22 protein-coding genes are annotated in these 17438 nt (G+C 70.9%); 7 read left to right on the plus strand and 15 right to left on the minus strand.

Features of this window, described 5'->3' with window-relative positions; translation table 11 throughout:
* Positions 1-25 precede the first annotated feature (25 nt).
* A complete protein-coding gene (locus tag U4E84_RS05855) occupies positions 26-640 on the minus strand; it encodes a YIP1 family protein (protein ID WP_322531157.1) in 615 nt (204 codons plus the stop codon).
* A 123-nt stretch (positions 641-763) separates the two neighbouring features.
* Here U4E84_RS05855 and U4E84_RS05860 point away from each other — a divergent pair, with 123 nt between their 5' ends.
* Complete coding sequence (locus U4E84_RS05860) at positions 764-1237, plus strand: type IV pilin (protein WP_322531158.1); 474 nt, start codon at positions 764-766, stop codon at positions 1235-1237.
* A gap of 77 nt (positions 1238-1314) precedes the next feature.
* Here the strand turns inward: U4E84_RS05860 and U4E84_RS05865 are convergent, their stop codons facing one another.
* Complete coding sequence (locus U4E84_RS05865; protein WP_322531159.1) at positions 1315-2448, minus strand: Gfo/Idh/MocA family oxidoreductase; 1134 nt, start codon at positions 2446-2448, stop codon at positions 1315-1317.
* 16 nt (positions 2449-2464) lie between these two features.
* Positions 2465-3436: a sugar phosphate isomerase/epimerase gene (locus tag U4E84_RS05870; protein WP_322531160.1), complete on the minus strand. Its 972-nt coding sequence runs from the start codon at positions 3434-3436 to the stop codon at positions 2465-2467.
* A 171-nt stretch (positions 3437-3607) separates the two neighbouring features.
* On the opposite strand from U4E84_RS05870, the gene U4E84_RS05875 reads away from it, so the two are divergent.
* Positions 3608-4477 (plus strand): PspA/IM30 family protein, encoded by an 870-nt coding sequence (locus U4E84_RS05875; protein ID WP_322531161.1) that lies wholly within the window; start codon positions 3608-3610, stop codon positions 4475-4477.
* 62 nt (positions 4478-4539) lie between these two features.
* Here U4E84_RS05875 and U4E84_RS05880 read toward each other — a convergent pair whose 3' ends face one another.
* From U4E84_RS05880 to U4E84_RS05890, 3 genes are all read right to left on the minus strand, one after another.
* Positions 4540-5586, minus strand: coding sequence for a dipeptide epimerase (locus tag U4E84_RS05880; protein ID WP_322531162.1), 1047 nt, complete (start codon positions 5584-5586; stop codon positions 4540-4542).
* Positions 5583-6641 (minus strand): DUF1611 domain-containing protein, encoded by a 1059-nt coding sequence (locus U4E84_RS05885; RefSeq protein ID WP_322531163.1) that lies wholly within the window; start codon positions 6639-6641, stop codon positions 5583-5585. Before U4E84_RS05885 ends, U4E84_RS05880 begins: the two co-directional genes overlap by 4 nt.
* Before the next feature lie 66 nt (positions 6642-6707).
* On the minus strand, positions 6708-7025 hold the full coding sequence (locus tag U4E84_RS05890) for a DUF5785 family protein (protein ID WP_322531164.1): 318 nt from the start codon (positions 7023-7025) through the stop codon (positions 6708-6710).
* 211 nt (positions 7026-7236) lie between these two features.
* On the opposite strand from U4E84_RS05890, the gene U4E84_RS05895 reads away from it, so the two are divergent.
* On the plus strand, positions 7237-8406 hold the full coding sequence (locus U4E84_RS05895) for a glutathione-independent formaldehyde dehydrogenase (protein WP_322531165.1): 1170 nt from the start codon (positions 7237-7239) through the stop codon (positions 8404-8406).
* 50 nt (positions 8407-8456) lie between these two features.
* Here U4E84_RS05895 and U4E84_RS05900 read toward each other — a convergent pair whose 3' ends face one another.
* Entirely contained in the window at positions 8457-8624 is a 168-nt protein-coding gene (locus U4E84_RS05900; protein ID WP_322531166.1) for a hypothetical protein, read from the minus strand.
* Between the two features lie 187 nt (positions 8625-8811).
* Here U4E84_RS05900 and U4E84_RS05905 point away from each other — a divergent pair, with 187 nt between their 5' ends.
* Positions 8812-8964, plus strand: coding sequence for a hypothetical protein (locus U4E84_RS05905; RefSeq protein WP_322531167.1), 153 nt, complete (start codon positions 8812-8814; stop codon positions 8962-8964).
* Positions 8965-8974: 10 nt separating this feature from the next.
* On the opposite strand, the gene U4E84_RS05910 is transcribed toward U4E84_RS05905, so the two are convergent.
* The gene (locus U4E84_RS05910) at positions 8975-10096 is read right to left on the minus strand and encodes a GTP-binding protein (protein ID WP_322531168.1); all 1122 of its coding nucleotides are present in this window, start codon (positions 10094-10096) and stop codon (positions 8975-8977) included.
* Positions 10097-10185: 89 nt separating this feature from the next.
* Here U4E84_RS05910 and U4E84_RS05915 point away from each other — a divergent pair, with 89 nt between their 5' ends.
* Positions 10186-10668 (plus strand): hypothetical protein, encoded by a 483-nt coding sequence (locus U4E84_RS05915; RefSeq protein WP_322531169.1) that lies wholly within the window; start codon positions 10186-10188, stop codon positions 10666-10668.
* Between the two features lie 12 nt (positions 10669-10680).
* On the opposite strand, the gene U4E84_RS05920 is transcribed toward U4E84_RS05915, so the two are convergent.
* The 4 genes from U4E84_RS05920 to mvk are packed head-to-tail and all read right to left on the minus strand — an operon-like array spanning position 10681 to position 13930.
* Positions 10681-11004, minus strand: coding sequence for a hypothetical protein (locus U4E84_RS05920; RefSeq protein ID WP_322531170.1), 324 nt, complete (start codon positions 11002-11004; stop codon positions 10681-10683).
* A complete protein-coding gene (locus tag U4E84_RS05925; protein ID WP_322531171.1) occupies positions 11001-12053 on the minus strand; it encodes an Mrp/NBP35 family ATP-binding protein in 1053 nt (350 codons plus the stop codon). The genes U4E84_RS05920 and U4E84_RS05925 overlap by 4 nt, the downstream gene beginning before the upstream one ends.
* Before the next feature lie 45 nt (positions 12054-12098).
* Positions 12099-12917, minus strand: coding sequence for an isopentenyl phosphate kinase (locus U4E84_RS05930; protein ID WP_322531172.1), 819 nt, complete (start codon positions 12915-12917; stop codon positions 12099-12101).
* Positions 12914-13930, minus strand: a complete 1017-nt coding sequence (gene mvk, locus U4E84_RS05935; RefSeq protein WP_322531173.1) for a mevalonate kinase — start codon at positions 13928-13930, stop codon at positions 12914-12916. The genes U4E84_RS05930 and mvk overlap by 4 nt, the downstream gene beginning before the upstream one ends.
* Before the next feature lie 130 nt (positions 13931-14060).
* Between mvk and U4E84_RS05940 the strand changes: the two genes are divergently transcribed.
* Positions 14061-14678, plus strand: a complete 618-nt coding sequence (locus tag U4E84_RS05940; RefSeq protein WP_322531174.1) for a mechanosensitive ion channel domain-containing protein — start codon at positions 14061-14063, stop codon at positions 14676-14678.
* Between the two features lie 60 nt (positions 14679-14738).
* Positions 14739-15083, plus strand: coding sequence for a DUF4870 domain-containing protein (locus tag U4E84_RS05945; protein ID WP_322531175.1), 345 nt, complete (start codon positions 14739-14741; stop codon positions 15081-15083).
* A gap of 112 nt (positions 15084-15195) precedes the next feature.
* Here U4E84_RS05945 and rpsB read toward each other — a convergent pair whose 3' ends face one another.
* From rpsB to U4E84_RS05960, 3 genes are read right to left on the minus strand one after another with little or no spacing between them, the layout of a single operon-like run.
* A complete protein-coding gene (gene rpsB / locus U4E84_RS05950) occupies positions 15196-16038 on the minus strand; it encodes a 30S ribosomal protein S2 (RefSeq protein WP_322531176.1) in 843 nt (280 codons plus the stop codon).
* 16 nt (positions 16039-16054) lie between these two features.
* Positions 16055-17257 carry a phosphopyruvate hydratase gene (gene eno / locus U4E84_RS05955; RefSeq protein WP_322531177.1) on the minus strand — a complete coding sequence of 401 codons (1203 nt, stop codon included), beginning with the start codon at positions 17255-17257 and terminating at the stop codon, positions 16055-16057.
* Positions 17257-17433 carry a DNA-directed RNA polymerase subunit K gene (locus tag U4E84_RS05960; protein ID WP_322531180.1) on the minus strand — a complete coding sequence of 59 codons (177 nt, stop codon included), beginning with the start codon at positions 17431-17433 and terminating at the stop codon, positions 17257-17259. Before U4E84_RS05960 ends, eno begins: the two co-directional genes overlap by 1 nt.
* Positions 17434-17438: the final 5 nt, after the last annotated feature.

Below are 17438 nucleotides of genomic sequence, written 5' to 3' on the forward strand. Positions count from 1 at the left end.
CTGGGCGCCCGACCGGCGGACGTGATCACCCGAAGAGCGCCCGCACCGACGCGATCACGCGATAGCCGACGCCGTAGCCGAGGAGGGCCGGGGGGAGTCCGGCGACGAGCGTGCGCAGCGGCGTGGTCCGGTGGACCGTCCGGAAGCCGATCAACAGCAGCGCCGTCGCGTACGCGCCGCAGGCGACCCGCAGCGCCGGAACCGGCGGCCCGGCGAGCGCCATCGGCGAACTGGCGTACGCGACGACCTGGACGGTCTCGCTCACCCCGCCGCGGTCGCGAAGCGAGAGCCCGCCGTCGAGCTCGACGCTGGCGAGGATCACGCTCACCGTCGCGACCGCCGCGGTCAGGTGGAGGCCGACCGGCGCCGCGAGCGCGGCCACGACGAGCAACACCACGAGCGCGGAGACGGGCACCGACGCGACGACGCCGGGCACGACGGACGGATCCGCGACCAGCCAGCCGAGCGTGAAGGCGGCGGCGACCGCGACCGCGAACGTCAGCGCCGGCGCCTGGTTCCCTGGGGCGACGCCGTTCGCAAAGAGGCGACGCGGTCGAACGAGCGCCTCCACCCAGGCGCGAGCGAGACCGCGGGGGCCGCGCGCTCGCCCGCCCGCCGGATCTTCGATCCAGGAGGTCACAGCCCGCCTTCGGGCGGGTGAAATAACGGGGTTCCGGTTCGCCCCGGCGACGCGTCGGACCGTTCTCGCGGCTGATAAGCGGCGGGTAAACGCTTATACCCCGCCTCGCGGAGGTCAGTCCGAATGTGCGCGTTCCGGAGCGACGAACGAGGGTTCACCCCGATAGCCGGGACGGGGGTCCTGGTCGGCGTCGTCGTGCTGCTGTTGGCCGTCGTCGGCGCCGCGGTGTTCGGCCTGATCGACGGGGTCGCCCCGCCGGACGCGGAGTTCGAGGCCGAGCGGGAGGACGGCGAGGTCGTCGTCGTCGCCGCCGGCCCCGATCCGGTCCCGGCCGAGGAGCTGTACGTCCGCGGCGAGGACCCGGACGGGAACGTCGAGTTCGGGGGCTGGCCCGACGACGGGGTCGTCGAGCCCGGCGACAGCGTGACGGTCCCGAACGCGACCGGCAACGAGCGGTTCGAGGTCGTCTGGGAGCCCGTCGCGTTCGACACCCACGAGACGCTCGGGGAGTACGACGGCGAGGAGTCGGAGATCGACGAGTGGTCCGAGGATGACGGGTCCGGCGGCGACCCGCTCGGCGAGGGCGGCGGCTTCTAGCCGGCACGACGCCCGTGACCGGTCCGGTCGACGCGGCGTCCGGCCGCGAGCGACGAGGGCGGGGCGCGGGCCGCGAGCTACTCCACCGACACCCACTCGCCCCGGTCGTCGGACCGCTCGATCGCGTCCAGCGCTCGCTGGACCGCGTACCCCTCCGCGAACGACGGCGAGAACTCGGTACCCTCGGCGACCGCGGAGAGGAACTCGTAGCTCTCGTGGACGAAGGTGTGCTCCCACCCGATCACGTGTCCCGGGGGCCACCAGCGGTCGACGTACGGGTCGGTCTCGTCGGTGACGAGAACCGTCTCGTAGCCGCGGTTCCCCTCGCGGAGCACCTCCAGCTCGTTGAGCCGCTCCAGGGAGAACCGCAGGCTCCCCTTCGAGCCGTGGACGGCGATCGTGTGGTCGTTCTTGTGACCGGCCGCGAACCGGCTCGCCTCGAAGCTCCCCATCGCCCCGGAGTCGTAGGCGACCTGCGCGGTGTAGGCGTCGTCGACGGTCACGTCGCGGTACTCCTCGACGTCGCCGTCGTCGTCGAGGACGGGACGCTCGTCGACGAACGTCTTCAGGTGTCCGGAGACGCGGTCGACCCCGCCGACCTCGTCGCCGACGAGGAAGTTCGCGAGGTCGATCGTGTGCGCGCCGAGGTCGCCGAGCGCGCCGGACCCCGCCAGGTCGGCGTCCATCCGCCACGCCCACGGCGCCTCGGGGTCGACGAGCCAGTCCTGGAGGTACCGCCCCCGGACCTGTCGGATCTCGCCGAGCGCGCCGTCCTCGATCAGCCCCTTCGCGTGCCGGATCGCGGGGACGAACCGGTAGTTGAACGCGGTGCCGGCGGGGACGTCGGCGTCGGCGGCGGCGTCGCGCATCGCCGCGGCCTCGTCGAGGGTCGGCGCGAGCGGCTTCTCACAGAGGACGGGGACGCCGGACTCGAGCGCCGCGATCGACGGCTCGGCGTGGACGTGGTTCGGGCCGAGGTTGTAGAAGATGTCCACCTCGTCGAGCGCGTCCTCCCAGTCGGTCGCGGTGTGCGCGAAGCCGAACCGCTCGGCCGCCTCCGCGAGCGCCTCCTCGTCGCGCCCGACGAGCGTGTGGCGCTCGACCGCGGGCGCGTCCGGGAAGAACATCGGGAGCCGCGCCAGCGCGTTCGCGTGCGCCTTGCCCATGAACCGGTACCCCAGCACGCCGATCGTCAGTGGCTGCTGTGTCATGCGTGTGTCCCCCGTCTCACTCCGCCCAGTAGGCATCGCCCGGTTCCGTCTCGAAGACTGCCCGGTCGAGCACGTCGACCGCCTTCTCTAATCCCTCGCGCGAGGAGGTGAGCGAGTCCTCGTGTTCGATGGAGAGCGCGCCCTCGTAGCCGACCATCCGGAGCGTCGAGACCACGTCCTTCCAGTGGGCCTCGCCGTGGCCGTAGCCGATCGAGCGGAACAGCCACGAGCGCTCCGCCTCCTCCGTGTACGGCGTCGTGTCGAGCACGCCCTTCACGCGACTCTGAGACTCGTACACCTTGGTGTCCTTCGCGTGCACGTGATGGATCGCGTCGCGCTCGCCGAGGAAGCGGATCGCCTCGGTCACGTCGATCCCCTGCCAGTAGAGGTGCGAGGGGTCGAAGTTGGCGCCGATCCGCTCGTTCGTGGCCTCCCGCAGCGCGAGCATCCCGGTCGGCTCGTACACGAGCATGTTCGGGTGCATCTCGATGGCGACGTCGACGCCGTGGCCCGCGGCGTGGCTCGCGAGGTCCCCCCAGTACGGGATCGCGACCTCGTCCCACTGGTACTCGTGGGCCTCGGCGTGTTCTCCCGGCCACGGCGCCGTGACCCAGTTCGGCGTCGAGTCGCCGGGGGCCCCCGCCGGAAGCCCGGAGAAGCAGGTGACGGTGCCCACGTCGAGCAGGTCGGCCAGCTCGATCGCCTCGCGGAGCTCGCGGTCGGCCCTCTCGGCGCGCTCCTCGTCCGGATGGAGCGGGTTGTTGTGGGTCGCCAGCGCCGAGATCCGGAGCCCGCGCTCGTCGAGGAGGTCGAGGAGGTCCTCGCGCGCGGCCTCGTCTTCGAGGTGCGTCTCGCGGTCGACGTGGTCCTCGCCCGGCCACCCGCCGACGCCGAGCTCGACCGCGTCGACCCCGATGGAGTCGAGGTACGAGACCGCATCCTCGATCGATTCGCCGCCCAGGGGAACAGTGAGCACACCGATGTCCATGTGCGTGAATAGTACAATGTCCCGAATAAATCTTCAGGAACGACGGCGCGGCCCCGGTGGTGCTCCGGGGCGGGAGGTCTCGGGCGTCCGGCGTGTTTCGCGGGCGTCCGACCCGTCTCGCGGTGCGCGAACCACATGAGGTTTTAACGGGTGGAGCGTGTATGGCGCACTATGGGAATCCTCTCGCGCGCCTCCTACGTCATCCGCTCGAAGCTGAACGCCCTCCTCAACCGGGCCGAGGACCCGACGGAGACGCTCGACTACTCGTACGAACAGATGCGCGACGAACTTCAGGACGTGAAACAGGGGATCGCCGACCTGACGACCCAGAAGAAGCGGCTGGAGATTCAAAAGCGCAAGCTCGAAGAGAACGTCGAGAAGCACAACCGACAGGCCCGCGAGGCGGTCCAGCAGGACCGCGACGACCTCGCGCGGAAGGCCCTCGAGAAGAAGAAGTCGAAGATGACGCAGATCGAGGAGCTCGAGGGACAGATCGCGAAACTGAACGACACGCAAGACGACCTCGTCGAGAAGAAGAACAAGCTCCAGAGCCGCATCGAGGAGTTCCGCACCAAGAAGGAGTCGATGAAGGCCCGCTACCAGGCCGCGGAGGCCTCCTCGCGCGTCTCGGAGGCGATGACCGGCGTCGGCGACGAGATGGAGGACGTGAGCCGGTCGATCGAGCGCGCCGAGGAGCGGACCGAGGAGATGGAGGCGCGCGCGGAGGCGATGGACGAGCTGGAGGACTCCGGCGCCTTCGAGGACGCGCTCTCCGACAAGGACAGCATCGACCGCGAACTGGAGGGCCTCTCGACGAACAGCGAGGTCGACGCCGAGCTGGAGACGCTGAAAGGCGAGCTCGGGAAGGGCGAGCCCGCGAGCGACGACGGGGAGGCGAGCACCGACGAGGAGATCGACGACGAGCTGGCGGAGATCGAGTCGGAGATCGACGGCGACGATCTCGAAGCCGACCTCGACGACGGGGAGGCCGACGCGGAGTTGGAGGAGTCCGAAGTCGACGCCGACGAACAGCGCAACTGACGGCGACGCGCGAGCGATCCCCCCCTTTTCGTCCCGCTTATCGCCGGGTTTCCGTTCCCCCGCTACTCCGACCGCAGCCGCGCCCCCGTCCCCGCGCGGTCGCGGTCGCCGAGGCGGATCGCGCCGCCTGACAGATCCACGCCGTCGTACGGGTCCTCGGCGAGCAGCAGCGACCCGTCGAGGTCGGCGTAATCGAGCAGCGGCGCCAGCTGCGCGGCCGCCGCGATCGACGCGTTGGACTCGATCATGCAGCCGCACATCACCTCCAGCCCATGGGCCCGCGCGGCCGCGATCATCCGGCGCGCCTCCGGCAGGCCGCCGGTCTTCATCAGCTTCAGGTTCGCGATGTCACAGCGGTCGGCGATCGCGGGAACGTCCGAGAGCGTGACGCACGACTCGTCGGCGGCGATCGGGAGCGCGGCCCGCTCGTAGACGAACCGGAGCCCCTCGGGGTCCTCGGCGGGCACCGGCTGCTCGACAAACTCCACGTCGCGGTCGGCGAGCCACTCGCTTTTTTCGACCGCCTCCCGCGGCGTCCACGCCTCGTTGGCGTCGACGCGGAGCCGGGCGTCCGGCGCGGCCTCCCGCACCGCCTCCACGAGCTCGCGGTCGCGGTCGGTGCCGAGCTTGAGCTTGAGGACCGGGTAGCCGGCCTCGACCGCGGCGGCGGCCTTCTCGCGGACGCGCTCCGTCTCGTCGAGCCCGACCGTGTAGGAGGTGACCGGCGCGGTCGACGGGTCGAGCCCCCACAGGCGGTGGAGGGGGACGCCGAGACGCTTCGCCGCTAGGTCGTGCACCGCGATCGAGACGGCGGCGCGGGCGGCGGGGTTGTCGCCCACCACCGCGGCCGTCCGGGACTCGATCTCGTGGATCGCGTGCGGGTCGCCGACGTCTTCGACGACCGCGAGCAGGTCGGGGAGCACCGCCTCGACGGTGGCGGCGGTCTCGCCGTAGTGTCCCGAGGGAGCCGCCCCGCCGACGCCGGTCATGCCGCCGTCGTCGACGATCCGGACGATCACGTTCTCGGCCGTCGTCTGCGTGCCCCGCGAGATGGTGAACGGGTTCTCGAGCGGGAGCGAGACCCGCTCGAACTCAGTCTCGAGGCTCATTCGCCGCCGAGCCCCGCGTCGACGATCCCGTCGACGATCGCTTCGGCGCCGTGTCGGACCGGGTCGGCGGCCGGAACGCCCGTCTCGGCGGCGAACGCGGCGACCGCGTCGGCGGCCGCGTCGTCGTCGCTGACGCCCCTGGTGTTGATCGCGCCGGCGACGACGTCGGCCTCGTGGACCGGGGCCGCGAGTCGCTCGTAGAGGTCGACGTACTCGGGGACCGGCGGGAGGTCGAACGACTCGTAGCCGTGGACGACCTCGCGGCCCGCGGCGTGACAGAGGACGAGCCCGTCGGCCATCGAGCCGTGGAGGATGCCGCAGGTGACCGCCGAGTAGGCGGGGTGGATGATGCTCCCCTGCCCCTCGACGACGAGGAGGTCGTGGTCGTCGCCGATCGAGACGAGCATCTCCTCGACCGCACCGGCCGTGAAGTCGGAGATCACGCGGTCGATCGGGTTCCCCCACCCGGCGATCATGATCCCGGTCTGGCCGGTCGGGACGAACGCGGCGTCGATCCCGCGCTCGCGGGCCGCGGCGACGATCTCCAGCGAGGCGGTCATCTTCCCGACCGAGCAGTCGGTGCCGACCGTGCACACCACGTCGGCGTCGACGTCGCCGGAGGCGCCCGTCGCGACCGTCAGGTCGTCGTCGGGCTCGCGCACGTCGACGAGGTCGACGCCGTGCTCGCCGGCCAGCGCGGCGAGGTCCTCGTCATCGTTGAGAAAGTAGTGGAGGCCGCTCACCACGTCGCAGCCGGCCTCGATCGCGGACTCGACGTCGCCGCGCCAGGAGTCGTCGAAGCCGCCGCCGATCGGGGCGATCCCGATGTACAGGGCGTCGACGTCGCCGTCCGCCGCCGCGACCGCCTCGTCGAACGACTCGACGATCGGCGCGTCCGGAACGTCCGGCACGTGGTCGCGGACGCGGTCGCCCGCGCGATCGCGGTCGAGGACGGCCAGAACCTCCTGATCGCCGTAGCGCATCACCCCGAGCGCGGTCTTCGCGTGGTCGGGGAACTTCTCGTGGGCAAGGATGACGATCCGTTCGTCGCTCATGTTCGGGCGCTCGCCCCGGGCGGGCTTAAAAGAGTCGGGGTCGGTCGGCGCCCCGAAGTGTTCGGCTCAGGCGCTGCCGTCGACGAACTGCGCTGCGCCCTCGTAGAACCAGTAGCTGTTCTCGCGCATCGCGCGGCCGAGCTCCTGGTGGAACTCGACGAAGTTCGCGAACTCCTCCTTCTCGACGCTCTCGAAGATCTCCTCGACGGGGACGACCGTCTCGTAGTCGATCCGCACCGGGTGGTCGCCGTACTGCTCCACGTAGTCGGCGGCCGACAGCGGGAAGTCCTCCTCCTCGTCGATCTTCTTCGCGAGCACGGCGTGGCCGTACTTCCGCCTGCCCTCGCTCCCCTGTTCGCCGTCGGGGTCGTGTGGCCAGTCCATGCGCGCCGGTTTGCCGGGCCCGGGGATAGTCATTTCGGAACGCGCGGTGATGGCCGCCGCGGGCGCGGCGGTGACGGGACCGCTCCCCCCACGGAACCAGCGACCGCCGCCGCGCGAACCGCTGGTTGTGTCGTACCTCGATTTGCTAAGTGCATCTATCGCGAAAACACACTTAGAACGTGTCATCCCTTCTGATCGTACGGGACACAACATGAGAGCAGTAGTGTATCAAGGCCCGTACGACGTGGCCGTAGAAGACGTGGATGACCCGGAGATCGAACACCCGAACGACGTCGTCGTCGACATCACGACCTCGTGTATCTGCGGGTCCGACCTGCACATGTACGAGGGGCGGACCGCCGCCGAGGAGGGGATCGTGTTCGGTCACGAGAACATGGGGGTCGTCTCGGAGGTGGGCGAGGCCGTCTCGACGCTGGAGGAGGGCGACCGCGTGGTCATGCCGTTCAACGTCTCCTGCGGGTTCTGCCAGAACTGCGAGGAGGGATACACCGGCTTCTGTACCAACGTCAACCCCGGCTTCGCGGGCGGCGCGTACGGATACGTCGCGATGGGGCCGTATCCGGGCGGACAGGCGGAGAAGCTGCGGGTCCCGTACGCCGACCACAACGCCCTGAAGCTTCCCGAGGGGCGCGAACACGAGGACGCGTTCGCGCTGCTCGCGGACATCTTCCCCACCGGCTGGCACGGGACGGAGCTGGCGGACCTCCAGCCCGGCGAGTCCGTCGCCGTCTTCGGCGCCGGCCCGGTCGGGCTGATGGCCGCGTACAGCGCGAAGATCAAGGGCGCCGCCGACATCTACGTCGTAGACCAGGTGCCCAGCCGACTGGAACTGGCCGAGGACCACTGCGACGCCACCGCTATCGACTTCTCCGAGGGCGACCCGGTCGAGCAGATCATCGAAGCGCACGGCGGGATGGTCGACAAGGGCGTGGACGCCGTCGGCTATCAGGCGACCGACCCGGACGACGTCGACACCGAGACCGAGGACTACTCCTACCAGCCGGCCAAGGAGAATCCGGCGGTCGTGCTCAACAGCCTCATCCGCGTCGTCCGCCCGACCGGTCAACTCGGCGTGCCGGGCCTGTACGTCCCCGAGGACCCGGGCGCGCCCGACGACATGGCCGCGCAGGGACGGCTTGGCATCGACTTCGGGAAGTTCTTCGAGAAGGGGCTCAAGTGCGGCACCGGCCAGTGTAACGTGAAGGCGTACAACCGGTACCTCCGCGACATGATCATCGAGGGGCGCGCCGACCCGACCTGGGTCGTCTCCCACCGGGTCGACCTCGACGAGGCGCCCGAGATGTACGAGGCGTTCGACGCCCGCGAGGAGGGCGTCACGAAGGTCCTGCTGGAGCCCTGAACCGCCGAGGCGCCGACTCGCCGTCGCCGTGCCGATTTTTCACGCGACCGTCAGGCCCGGAGCCACGCCTTCGGGTGCTCGTCTCGGAGGTGCGACTGGTACCGCGAGACCAGTTCCGGATACCCGTCGGCGACGCAGTGCCAGTCGCAGTGCTCGCAGCCCCGCTCGACCGCCTCGTCGCCGCTCTGGACGTGTCCGCCCCGCTTGTACGTGACCATGGATGTCTCGTCGCGGTCGAGCCGCGTCGATAGGTGCTGTACGTCACGTGCGAGGTTCACTCTGTCGGCGGCACCGAGACGTCCGTCGGCCCGAACCGACGAACCGGGTCCTCGTTCGCGCCGACGGAACCGTTCTGTCGCTCGCGCCGACGAAACCGGTATGTCGCTCCTCCGCGTGGTCACCCGTATGTGTAAGTACTGTAACTGGGCGTTCCACGACGGGTGGGGCGAACTGCTGACGTACGACGACGTCTATCAGTCGGCGGTCGGCGCCGACACCGAGTCCACCCACGGGTTCCACGAGGACTGGGACGACCTGCAGGCCGAGCTGGGGATCTGATTCGGGGCCCTCAGATCGGAAACGCGTCCGCGCTCTCGACCGCCGCGGGGTCCGACGCCGCCAGCTCGTCGAGCTCCCGCCGGATCCGCGCTTCGTCCATCTCGCTGCCGATGAACACGAGCCGCGTGCGCCGGTCGTCGTCGGGCCCCCACTCGCCGATCGGTCCCGCCTGCACCGAGGGGCCGGCCTGGCTCACGCCGATGACCTCGTCCGTGCCCGCGACGTTCGCGACGCCCTTCGCCCGCACGATCGCGCCGTCCCAGTCGTCGAGCCAGTCGGCGAACGGCCCCGGGTCGAGCGCCGCCGCCGAGCGGTAGACGAACGAGTCGACGCCGTGGGCCGCGGCGGCGCCCTCGGCGCGGTCGTGGCCGTGACCGTCCTCCCCGTGGTCGTGACGGTCGCCCTCGCGTTCCGCGATCGCTTGCTTCCACCCCGGCGACCGCTTCGCCGTCTCGAAGTCGAACCGCCCCGTGTCGAGCACGTCGCCCGGGTCCACCTCGGAGTAGCTCGTCCGGATCCGCTTCGCGCGCGGGCCGAGGCGGTCGGCGACCGACTCGATCTCGTCGAGCACGTCGTCGGGGACCATGTCCGTCTTGTTCATGACGAGCACGTCACAGAACTCGATTCCCTCGACGAGCACGTCCGCGAGGGGACGGTCGGCCGCCGGCTCCCCGCCGCCCGGCAGGCTCTCGCCCGCGTCGAACTCCTTCCAGAACCCGTAGGTGTCGAGGACAGTGACCATGGTGTCGAGCCGGAAGCGCTCGGTCGGGTCGACCTCGGAGCCCTCGGTCCCCTCCGTGAACGCCTGCGCGACCGGGACCGGCTCGGAGATGCCCGACGACTCGACGAGGAGGTAGTCGAACTCCCGGGACTCCGCGAGCGCGGCCGACTCGCTCAGCAGGTCGTCCTGCAGACGACAGCAGATGCAGCCGTTCGAGAGGTCGACGATCCCCTCCTCGTCGTTCTCGCGCGCGACGAGCTCGGCGTCGACGTTCACCTCGCCCATGTCGTTTACGATGACGGCGATCCGCCTGTCGCCGGGGTTCGCGAGCAGGCGGTTCACCAACGTCGTCTTCCCGGCGCCGAGGTACCCGCTGAGGACGGTCACGGGGATCCGGTCGTCGTCGCTCATGTGTCAACGAGTGGCGCGCTAGCGGTATCAACCGATCGGTGAGGGCCGCCGCCACAAAGTATTCCCCGACGGTCGGACCGTTACCACGCATGCGCCGCAGGGCCCTCCTCTTGACCGCGGCCGCCGTCGCGACCGCCTCGCTCGCCGGATGTCCCACGCCGCCGTGGGGCGAGATCCCCGAAACCGCCAACGGTGCCGAGGTGACGCTCCGCCGCGAGCACACCGGCGAGTTCGAGTCCGACGAGCCGAGTCCGCACGACGACGCCGTCTTGGTCCGCGCGCTCGACACCGATCCGCCGCGCCTCACCGTCAGGGGACGGTTGCTCGCCGGGTCCCGGGACTGCTACCGCGTCGACCTGATCGAGGTCGACCTGACGCCCGACCGGCTCCTGCTCCGGCTGACCGCCGAGGACGACCCCGACTGGGACGAGGAGGTGTGCTCGGACGTCGCCGAAGCGCATCCCTACGAGGTCGACGTCGCGTTCACCGAGGCGCCGGTCCCCGAGCGCGTCGAAGTCCGCCACGGCGACGAGCCGGTGCTCGACGAGCCGGTGCTCGACGAGGCGGTGTGAGCCGACCGCAGGTCAGCGCTCGATCCCGCCCTGCGCTTTGATCTGCATGATGTGCCGGACGTTCAGGTAGATCTCCTCCGGCGAGGTCCGCTCGTCGGGGTCGTACAGGTCCGACACGCGGTAGAGGATCGCCGAGAGCTGCTTGCTCTCGGAGCTCTCGCCGCGCACGTCGGCGGCGATCTCACGGAGGAACGCGCGGACCTCGTCGTCCTCGGCGAACGCCTCGTCCGCCGCGTCCGCGACCGATTCCGGGACGACCGGGTCGACGCCGGCCGCGTCGAGGGGGTCTGTCTCCTCCCCCTCGCCGCCTGCTCCGTCTCCGTCCTCTCCGCTCATCGCCCCTCGCTCACCCCCCGACGGCGCACGACCCCGGCGTTGTTCGCGACGTTCTCGACTATCACCCGGAACGCGTCGGCGGTCTCGCCCTCCTCCAGGACGACCGGCTCGCCGTCGTCGCCGCCTGTCCGGACCGCGGGGTCGAGCGGGACGCCCCCCAGGAAGGGGAGGTCGTGCTCCTGTGCCAGCCCCTTCCCGCCGCCGGAGCCGAATATCTCGTGGAAGCCGCCGCAGTCCGGACACCGGAAGCCGGCCATGTTCTCCGCGATCCCGAGCACGTTCGTGTCGTGTTTCCCGAACATCCGGAGCCCCTTCACCGCGTCGTCGAGCGCGACCCCCTGCGGCGTCGTGACGATCACGGCGCCCGTCAGCGGCAGCGTCTGGAGGATCGTGAGCTGGGTGTCGCCGGTCCCCGGCGGCAGGTCCATGATCAGGTAGTCCAGCTCTCCCCACTCGACGTCCTCGACGAGCTGGGTGATGATCTTGTGGACCATCGGGCCGCGCCAGATGACCGGGTCGCCCTCGCCGGTGAGGAAGTCCATGCTCATCAGCTTCACGCCGAAGCGCTCGGGCGGGACGATCGTCTCGCCGTCGGTCTGCGGGCGCTCGTCTGCCGACACCATCCGCGGGACGTTCGGCCCGTACACGTCCGCGTCGAACAGCCCCACGCGCGCGCCGAGCTCCGAGAGCCCCGCCGCGACGTTCACGGCCATCGTCGACTTGCCGACGCCGCCCTTCCCGGAGGCGACCGCGATCACGTTCTTCACGCCCGGTAACACCTGTTCGTCCGGGTCCAGGGCGTCCGGGATCGACGCCGAGAGCGACACGTCGAGGTCAGCGTCCGCGAGCGCCGCCCGGACCTCCTCGGCGATCGCGGACTCGTGCGGCGAGAAGGGCGCGCCGAGCGCGAGCGACACGCGGACCTCTCCGGCGCCGTCTCCCTCCTCGTCGACCGTGACGTCGGTCACGAGGCCGAGCGAGACGATGTCGTCCCCGAGCGCGGGGTCCTGCACGTCCGCGAGTCGCTCCCGCACCTCCGCTTCGTTCATGCCCGGAGGGAGGGCGGTGGGGCGAATAAGGGTTCTGTCACCCGATCAGTCTATCCGGGTTCCGGCCTCCTCGCCGCGCAGGAAGGGCGCGAGCCCCTCCGCGCCGAACACGTACGCCGGCGCGTCGAGCGCCAGCAGCTCCCGCACTTTCGCCGCCATTCCCCCGGAGACGTCGGTCGCATCGCTGGCGCCCAGCGCGTCGGCGACCGCGTCGAAGGAGCCGATGGCCGGAATCACCCCGTCGTCGGCGTCGAGGACGCCGGGGACGGTCGAGCAGACCCCGACCCGGCGCGCCCCGAGGCCGGCCGCGAGCTCGACGACCAGCTCGTCGCCGGAGACGACGGTGACTCCCTCGCCCGCGGTCGCGACGCCGTCGCCGTGTAGCACCGGGACGAACCCCTCGCCGAGCAGCGTCGACGTCGAGCCGAGCGGCAGGTCGAGGCCGCCGCCGGCGCCCCCGGGACGCGCGGACAGCGACAGCGGGTGGACCGGCACCGCCGGCACGCCCCGATCCCGGAGCCGGTCGAGGACGTGCGCGTTGAGCCGCTTCATCGCGCCGTGGATGCCGGCGACCGCACCGATGTCGGTCGTGCCCGCCGTCGTCGAGACGTCGTGCTCGCTGGCGTGGTGGTGGCCGAAGCTCCCGCCCCCGTGGACGACGACGAGCCGCTCGACCGCGCCGTCGGCGAGCGCGCTCGCGACCGCGTCGCAGGCCGCGGCGAGGGCGTCGGCGTCGAGCGTCTCTGGCCGGTCCTTCTCGGTGATCAGGCTCCCCCCGAGCTTGAGGACGACCGGCGGCGCCGAGCCGTCGGAGTCGCGGGCGGCGCGGTCGCCCGCACCGACCGCCTCGCGGTCCGCGCTCACGGCTCCACCACCCGGACGCCCTCGGTCGCCAGCTCCGCGCGGAACGCCTCCTCGCAGCCCTGCGTGAACGACAGCGCCGTCTCGCTCGCGTCGCTCGCGTCGAGCGCGACGATGCAGCCGCCGCCGCCCGCGCCGGTGAGCTTCGCGCCGTGCGCGCCCGCGTCCCGGGCGGCCCACACCATCGCGTCGAGCGAGCGCGCCGAGACGCCGAGCGCGGCGAGCAGTCCGTGGTTGAAGTCCATCAGCTCGCCGAGCTCCGAGATCAGCTCTGCCGAGGGCTCTTCTTCCGGAACGGCATCGGCCAACAGCGCCTCGCCGGTGCGGACGACGTCGCCGATCGACTCGACCGTGTCCGCGGCGAACCCGTACTCCTCGCGCAGCTCGCCGACGCCGGCCACCAGCTCCCCGGTGTCGCCGGCGCCGCCGTCGAAGCCGACGACGAACGGGAGGTTCGGCGCCTCGATCGGGGCGCAGTCGTCGCCCTCGACGCGGACCGCGCCGCCCATCGTCGAGCAGAACGTGTCGGCGCGGGAGGCCTGGCCGTCCTGCACCTCGTACTCGGCGCGGTACGCGCGGTCGGCCAGCTCGCGCCGGTCGAGCGGCCGGCCGAGCGCCCGGGTCGCGGCGTCGATCCCCGCGACGACGACGGCCGCAGAGGAGCCGAGCCCCGCGCCGAGCGGGATGTCGCTCTCGACGGCGATGTCGAAGCCGGCGTCCGGCGCGTCGGCCGCGTCCCGGGCCTGTCGCACCGCGGCGTCGACGTAGCCCATCGCGGCCTCGACCAGCGGCGTCGGCACGTCCACGTCGGGGCGGTCGTCGGTGCCGCCGGAGTACTCGACGGTGAACCCGTCCAGAGAGAGGTCCTCGGCCTCGACGCGCACGTGGTCGTCCGCCCGCGGCTCGGCGGTCACCGTGGCGCGTCGCTCGATCGCGGCTGGCACGGCCGGCTCGCCGTAGACGACGGCGTGTTCGCCGAAGAGGTACACCTTCCCCGGCGCGTCACAGACGGTCATACGAACTCCCTCTCTCCGGGGGCTTACAGGCGTTGCGCTTGTCGGATCGTCGCGGACGGGAGACGGTCGCCGGACGGCAAGACCCACCGAGCCCGCCAGCTTTTCACCGCCGGCCGCCGTCGCGTTCGCCATGACGACGCTCCCGCCGCTTTTGACGCGGTCGCTCGCGAACTTCGTCGAGGGGCTGGCGGTCGCGATACCGCGGCTGCTCTCGGGGGTGATATTCCTCGCGCTGGCGTACGCGACGGTCCGGATCGTCCTCTCGCTCGTCCGGACCTCCATCGGCAGGCTCTACGTCGACGACCGCGAGCTCGTGGGCGATCTCCTCGTCGCGCTCGTGGCGATCTTCCTGTGGTTCGGCGTCGCGCTCACGTTCCTCAAGATACTCGGCATGGGCGACATCGCCGCGAGCCTCGGCACCGCCGTCGGCTTCATCGCGCTCGGCGTCTCTTACGCGCTCTCCGAGATGATCGAGGACACGGTCGCCGGGGTGTACCTCCTGCGCGACCCCGACTTCAATCCGGGCTACCGCGTCGAGGCGAAGGGCGTGACCGGAACCGTCGCCGCGATCGAGCTCCGGAAGACCCGGATCGACACGGACACGGGCGATCGGGTGGTCATGGCGAATCGGGAGATCGAGCCCCGGTGGACCCACGACGTGCCGGAGGCCGCGGCCGAGGACGCGCCGCCGTCGCCGGTTGACGCCGAGACGGCCGCGGACGTCGACGAGTCGGCCGGGGCCGAGTAGCGCGGGGCGCTGATCGCGACCGAGACAACAGTTAACTACCGGGGCGCGGATATCGGTTCCATGTCCTCCACACCGGAGACGGCAGACGCCGCTACCACCGACGGCAACACCTCGATGGCGGCCATCACGCACCTCCTCGCCCTGTTCACGTGGGTGATCGGCCCGCTCGTCGTCCTCCTCGTGACCGACGACGAGTTCGTGAAGGCGAACGCGCGGACGGCGATAAACTGGCAGATCTGGCTCACGATCTACTCGCTCGTCGCGGTGGTCCTCATCCTCGTCGGCATCGGGCTCCTGATACTCCCGCTGCTCGGACTCATCGACACCGTGTTCGTCATCGTCGCCGCGGTGAAGGCGGCCGACGGCGAGACGTGGAGCTACCCGCTCACGATCGACATCCTGTAGCGCGGCGCTCGCGTCGCCGCCCCTCGGCCGAGACGCGGTGACCCGCGGATCCCGTCGCGGTCGCTCTGCGGGCGGGGCGTCCACGAAAAGTCGAACTCGACGTCGAACGGCCTTACAGCTCGTCCTCGAAGTCGTCGAGGGCGAACACGGTGTCGGCGCCGCGGCGGTCGAGCGTCTCGTTGGCGAGCAGCCAGTAGACGACCGACAGCGCGCGTCGACCCTTGTTGTTCGTCGGGATGACGAGGTCGACGTTCGACAGCTGGTTGTTGGAGTCGCACATCGCGATGACCGGGATGCCGACGGTGATGGCCTCCTTGACGGCCTGCGCGTCGCCGATCGGGTCGGTCACCACGACGACGTCCGGCTCGATGTAGCCGGCGTAGTCGGGGTTCGTCAGCGTGCCGGGGATGAAGCGTCCCGTGCGGGCGCGGGCGCCGATGGCGTCCGCGAACTTCTCGGCCGGGAACCGACCGTACTGCCGCGAGGACGTGACGAGGATCTGCTCGGGGTCGTAGTTGGAGAGGAAGTCCGCCGCGGTGCGGATCCGCCGGTCCGTCGTGCTCACGTCGAGCACGTACAGGCCGTCGTCGCGGACGCGGTGGATGAACCGCTCCATGTCCTTCGTCTTCTGCTGGGTCCCGATGTGGACGCCGGCGGAGAGGTAGTCCTCGACGGGGATCAGCAGGTCGACGTCGTCGTCGGGCATGACGTCGTCGTCGAACGGGGAGGCCTCCTCCTCGTCCGCGGCGTCGTCGTCCGCGCCTTCCGTCGCGTCGGCGTCGGCGTCGGCGGGCGCCTCTTCGGCGTCTTCGGTCTCGGCGTCGGCGGGCGCCCCGTCGGCGGCCGCGTCGGCGGTCGGTTCCTCGGTCGTGTCGGCCTCCTCCTCGACCGCCGCGTCGACCGCCTCGGTCTCCGCGTCGTCGTCGAGTTCGACCGCGTCGTTGTCTTCGCTCATGCGTGGTGTGGGCCCGTCATACCGCGTCGTCCGCGATGCGGACCAGTTCGTTCAGCTTGGCGGTGCGCTCGCCGCCGACCGTGCCGGTCTTGATGAACCCGGCGTCGGTCGCCACGGCGAGGTGTGCGATGGTCGTGTCCTCCGTTTCTCCCGAGCGGTGCGAGATGACCGTCTCGTACCCGTTGCGGGCGGCGAGTTCGACCGCGTCGAACGCGTCCGACAGCGTCCCGATCTGGTTCGGCTTGATCAGGATGCTGTTGGCCGCGCCCGCGTCGATCCCCTCCTGGAGCCGCTCGACGTTGGTGACGAACAGGTCGTCGCCGCAGATCAGCGTCCGGTCGCCGACCCGGTCGGTCAGCTCCGCGAACGCCTCGTAGTCGTTCTCGTCGAGCGGGTCCTCGACGTACGCGAGGTCGTACTCGTCGACGAGGCCGGCGACGTACTCCACCTGCTCGTCGGTCGACTTGGCCTCGTCGCCGTACACGTACGCCTCCCGATCGTCGTCGTACAGCTCCGCTGCGGCCATGTCGAGCCCGAATCGGATCTCGAACCCGACCTCGTTCTCGACGCGGTCGACCGCCTCCTCGACGACCTCGAACGCGTCGGCGTCCGAGATGGGGGGCGCCCAAGCGCCCTCGTCGCCCTTCGCGGCCGGCACGCCGCGCTCGTCGAGCACGTCCGCGACCGCCGCGTGGACCGCGGCGTTCGCGAAGACGGCCTCCGAGACGCTGGGCGCGCCGACGGGCGCCGCGAGGAACTCCTGGATGTGGGTCGCTTCCTTGGCGTGTTCCCCGCCGCCGACGACGTTGCCGAGCGGGACCGGGAAGTTGTCGCCCCGGAACGCGCCGCCGAGGTGCTGGTACAGCGGCGCACCGAGCACGTCGGCGGCGGCCTTCGCGGCCGCCATCGAGATCGCGACCGCGCTGTTCGCGCCGATGGCCGAGAAGTCGTCCGTGCCGTCGGCCGCCCGCAGTGCGGCGTCCACGGCGCGCTGGTCGCCCGCGTACAGGCCCTCCAGCCGCGGCACGGCGTGTTCGCGGGCCTTCGCGATGGACTCGCTGGCGGGCAGTTCGATCGCCTCGTACTCGCCCGTGGACGCCCCGCTGGGGGCCGCCCCGCGGCCGAAGCCGCCGGACTCGGTAAGCACGTCGGCCTCGACCGTCGGGTTCCCGCGCGAGTCGAGCACGCGGCGGAGCGAGACGCTCGTGATCCGCGTCATCAGCTCTCCCTCCGGACCGTGAACGGGAGCGCGCCCGCGTCGTACTCCTCCGCGGCGACGAGGATCGGCTCCGTCTGGTCGGTGTCGATCAGCACGGGCGCCCCGTAGGACACCTGTAGCGCTCGCGCGCCGAGGATGCGTGCCTTCTCGTATCGATTGTATCGCTGTCTTGACATGGTTA

It is taken from the genome of Halorubrum sp. AD140 (assembly GCF_034497445.1).
Taxonomy (GTDB): Archaea; Halobacteriota; Halobacteria; order Halobacteriales; family Haloferacaceae; genus Halorubrum.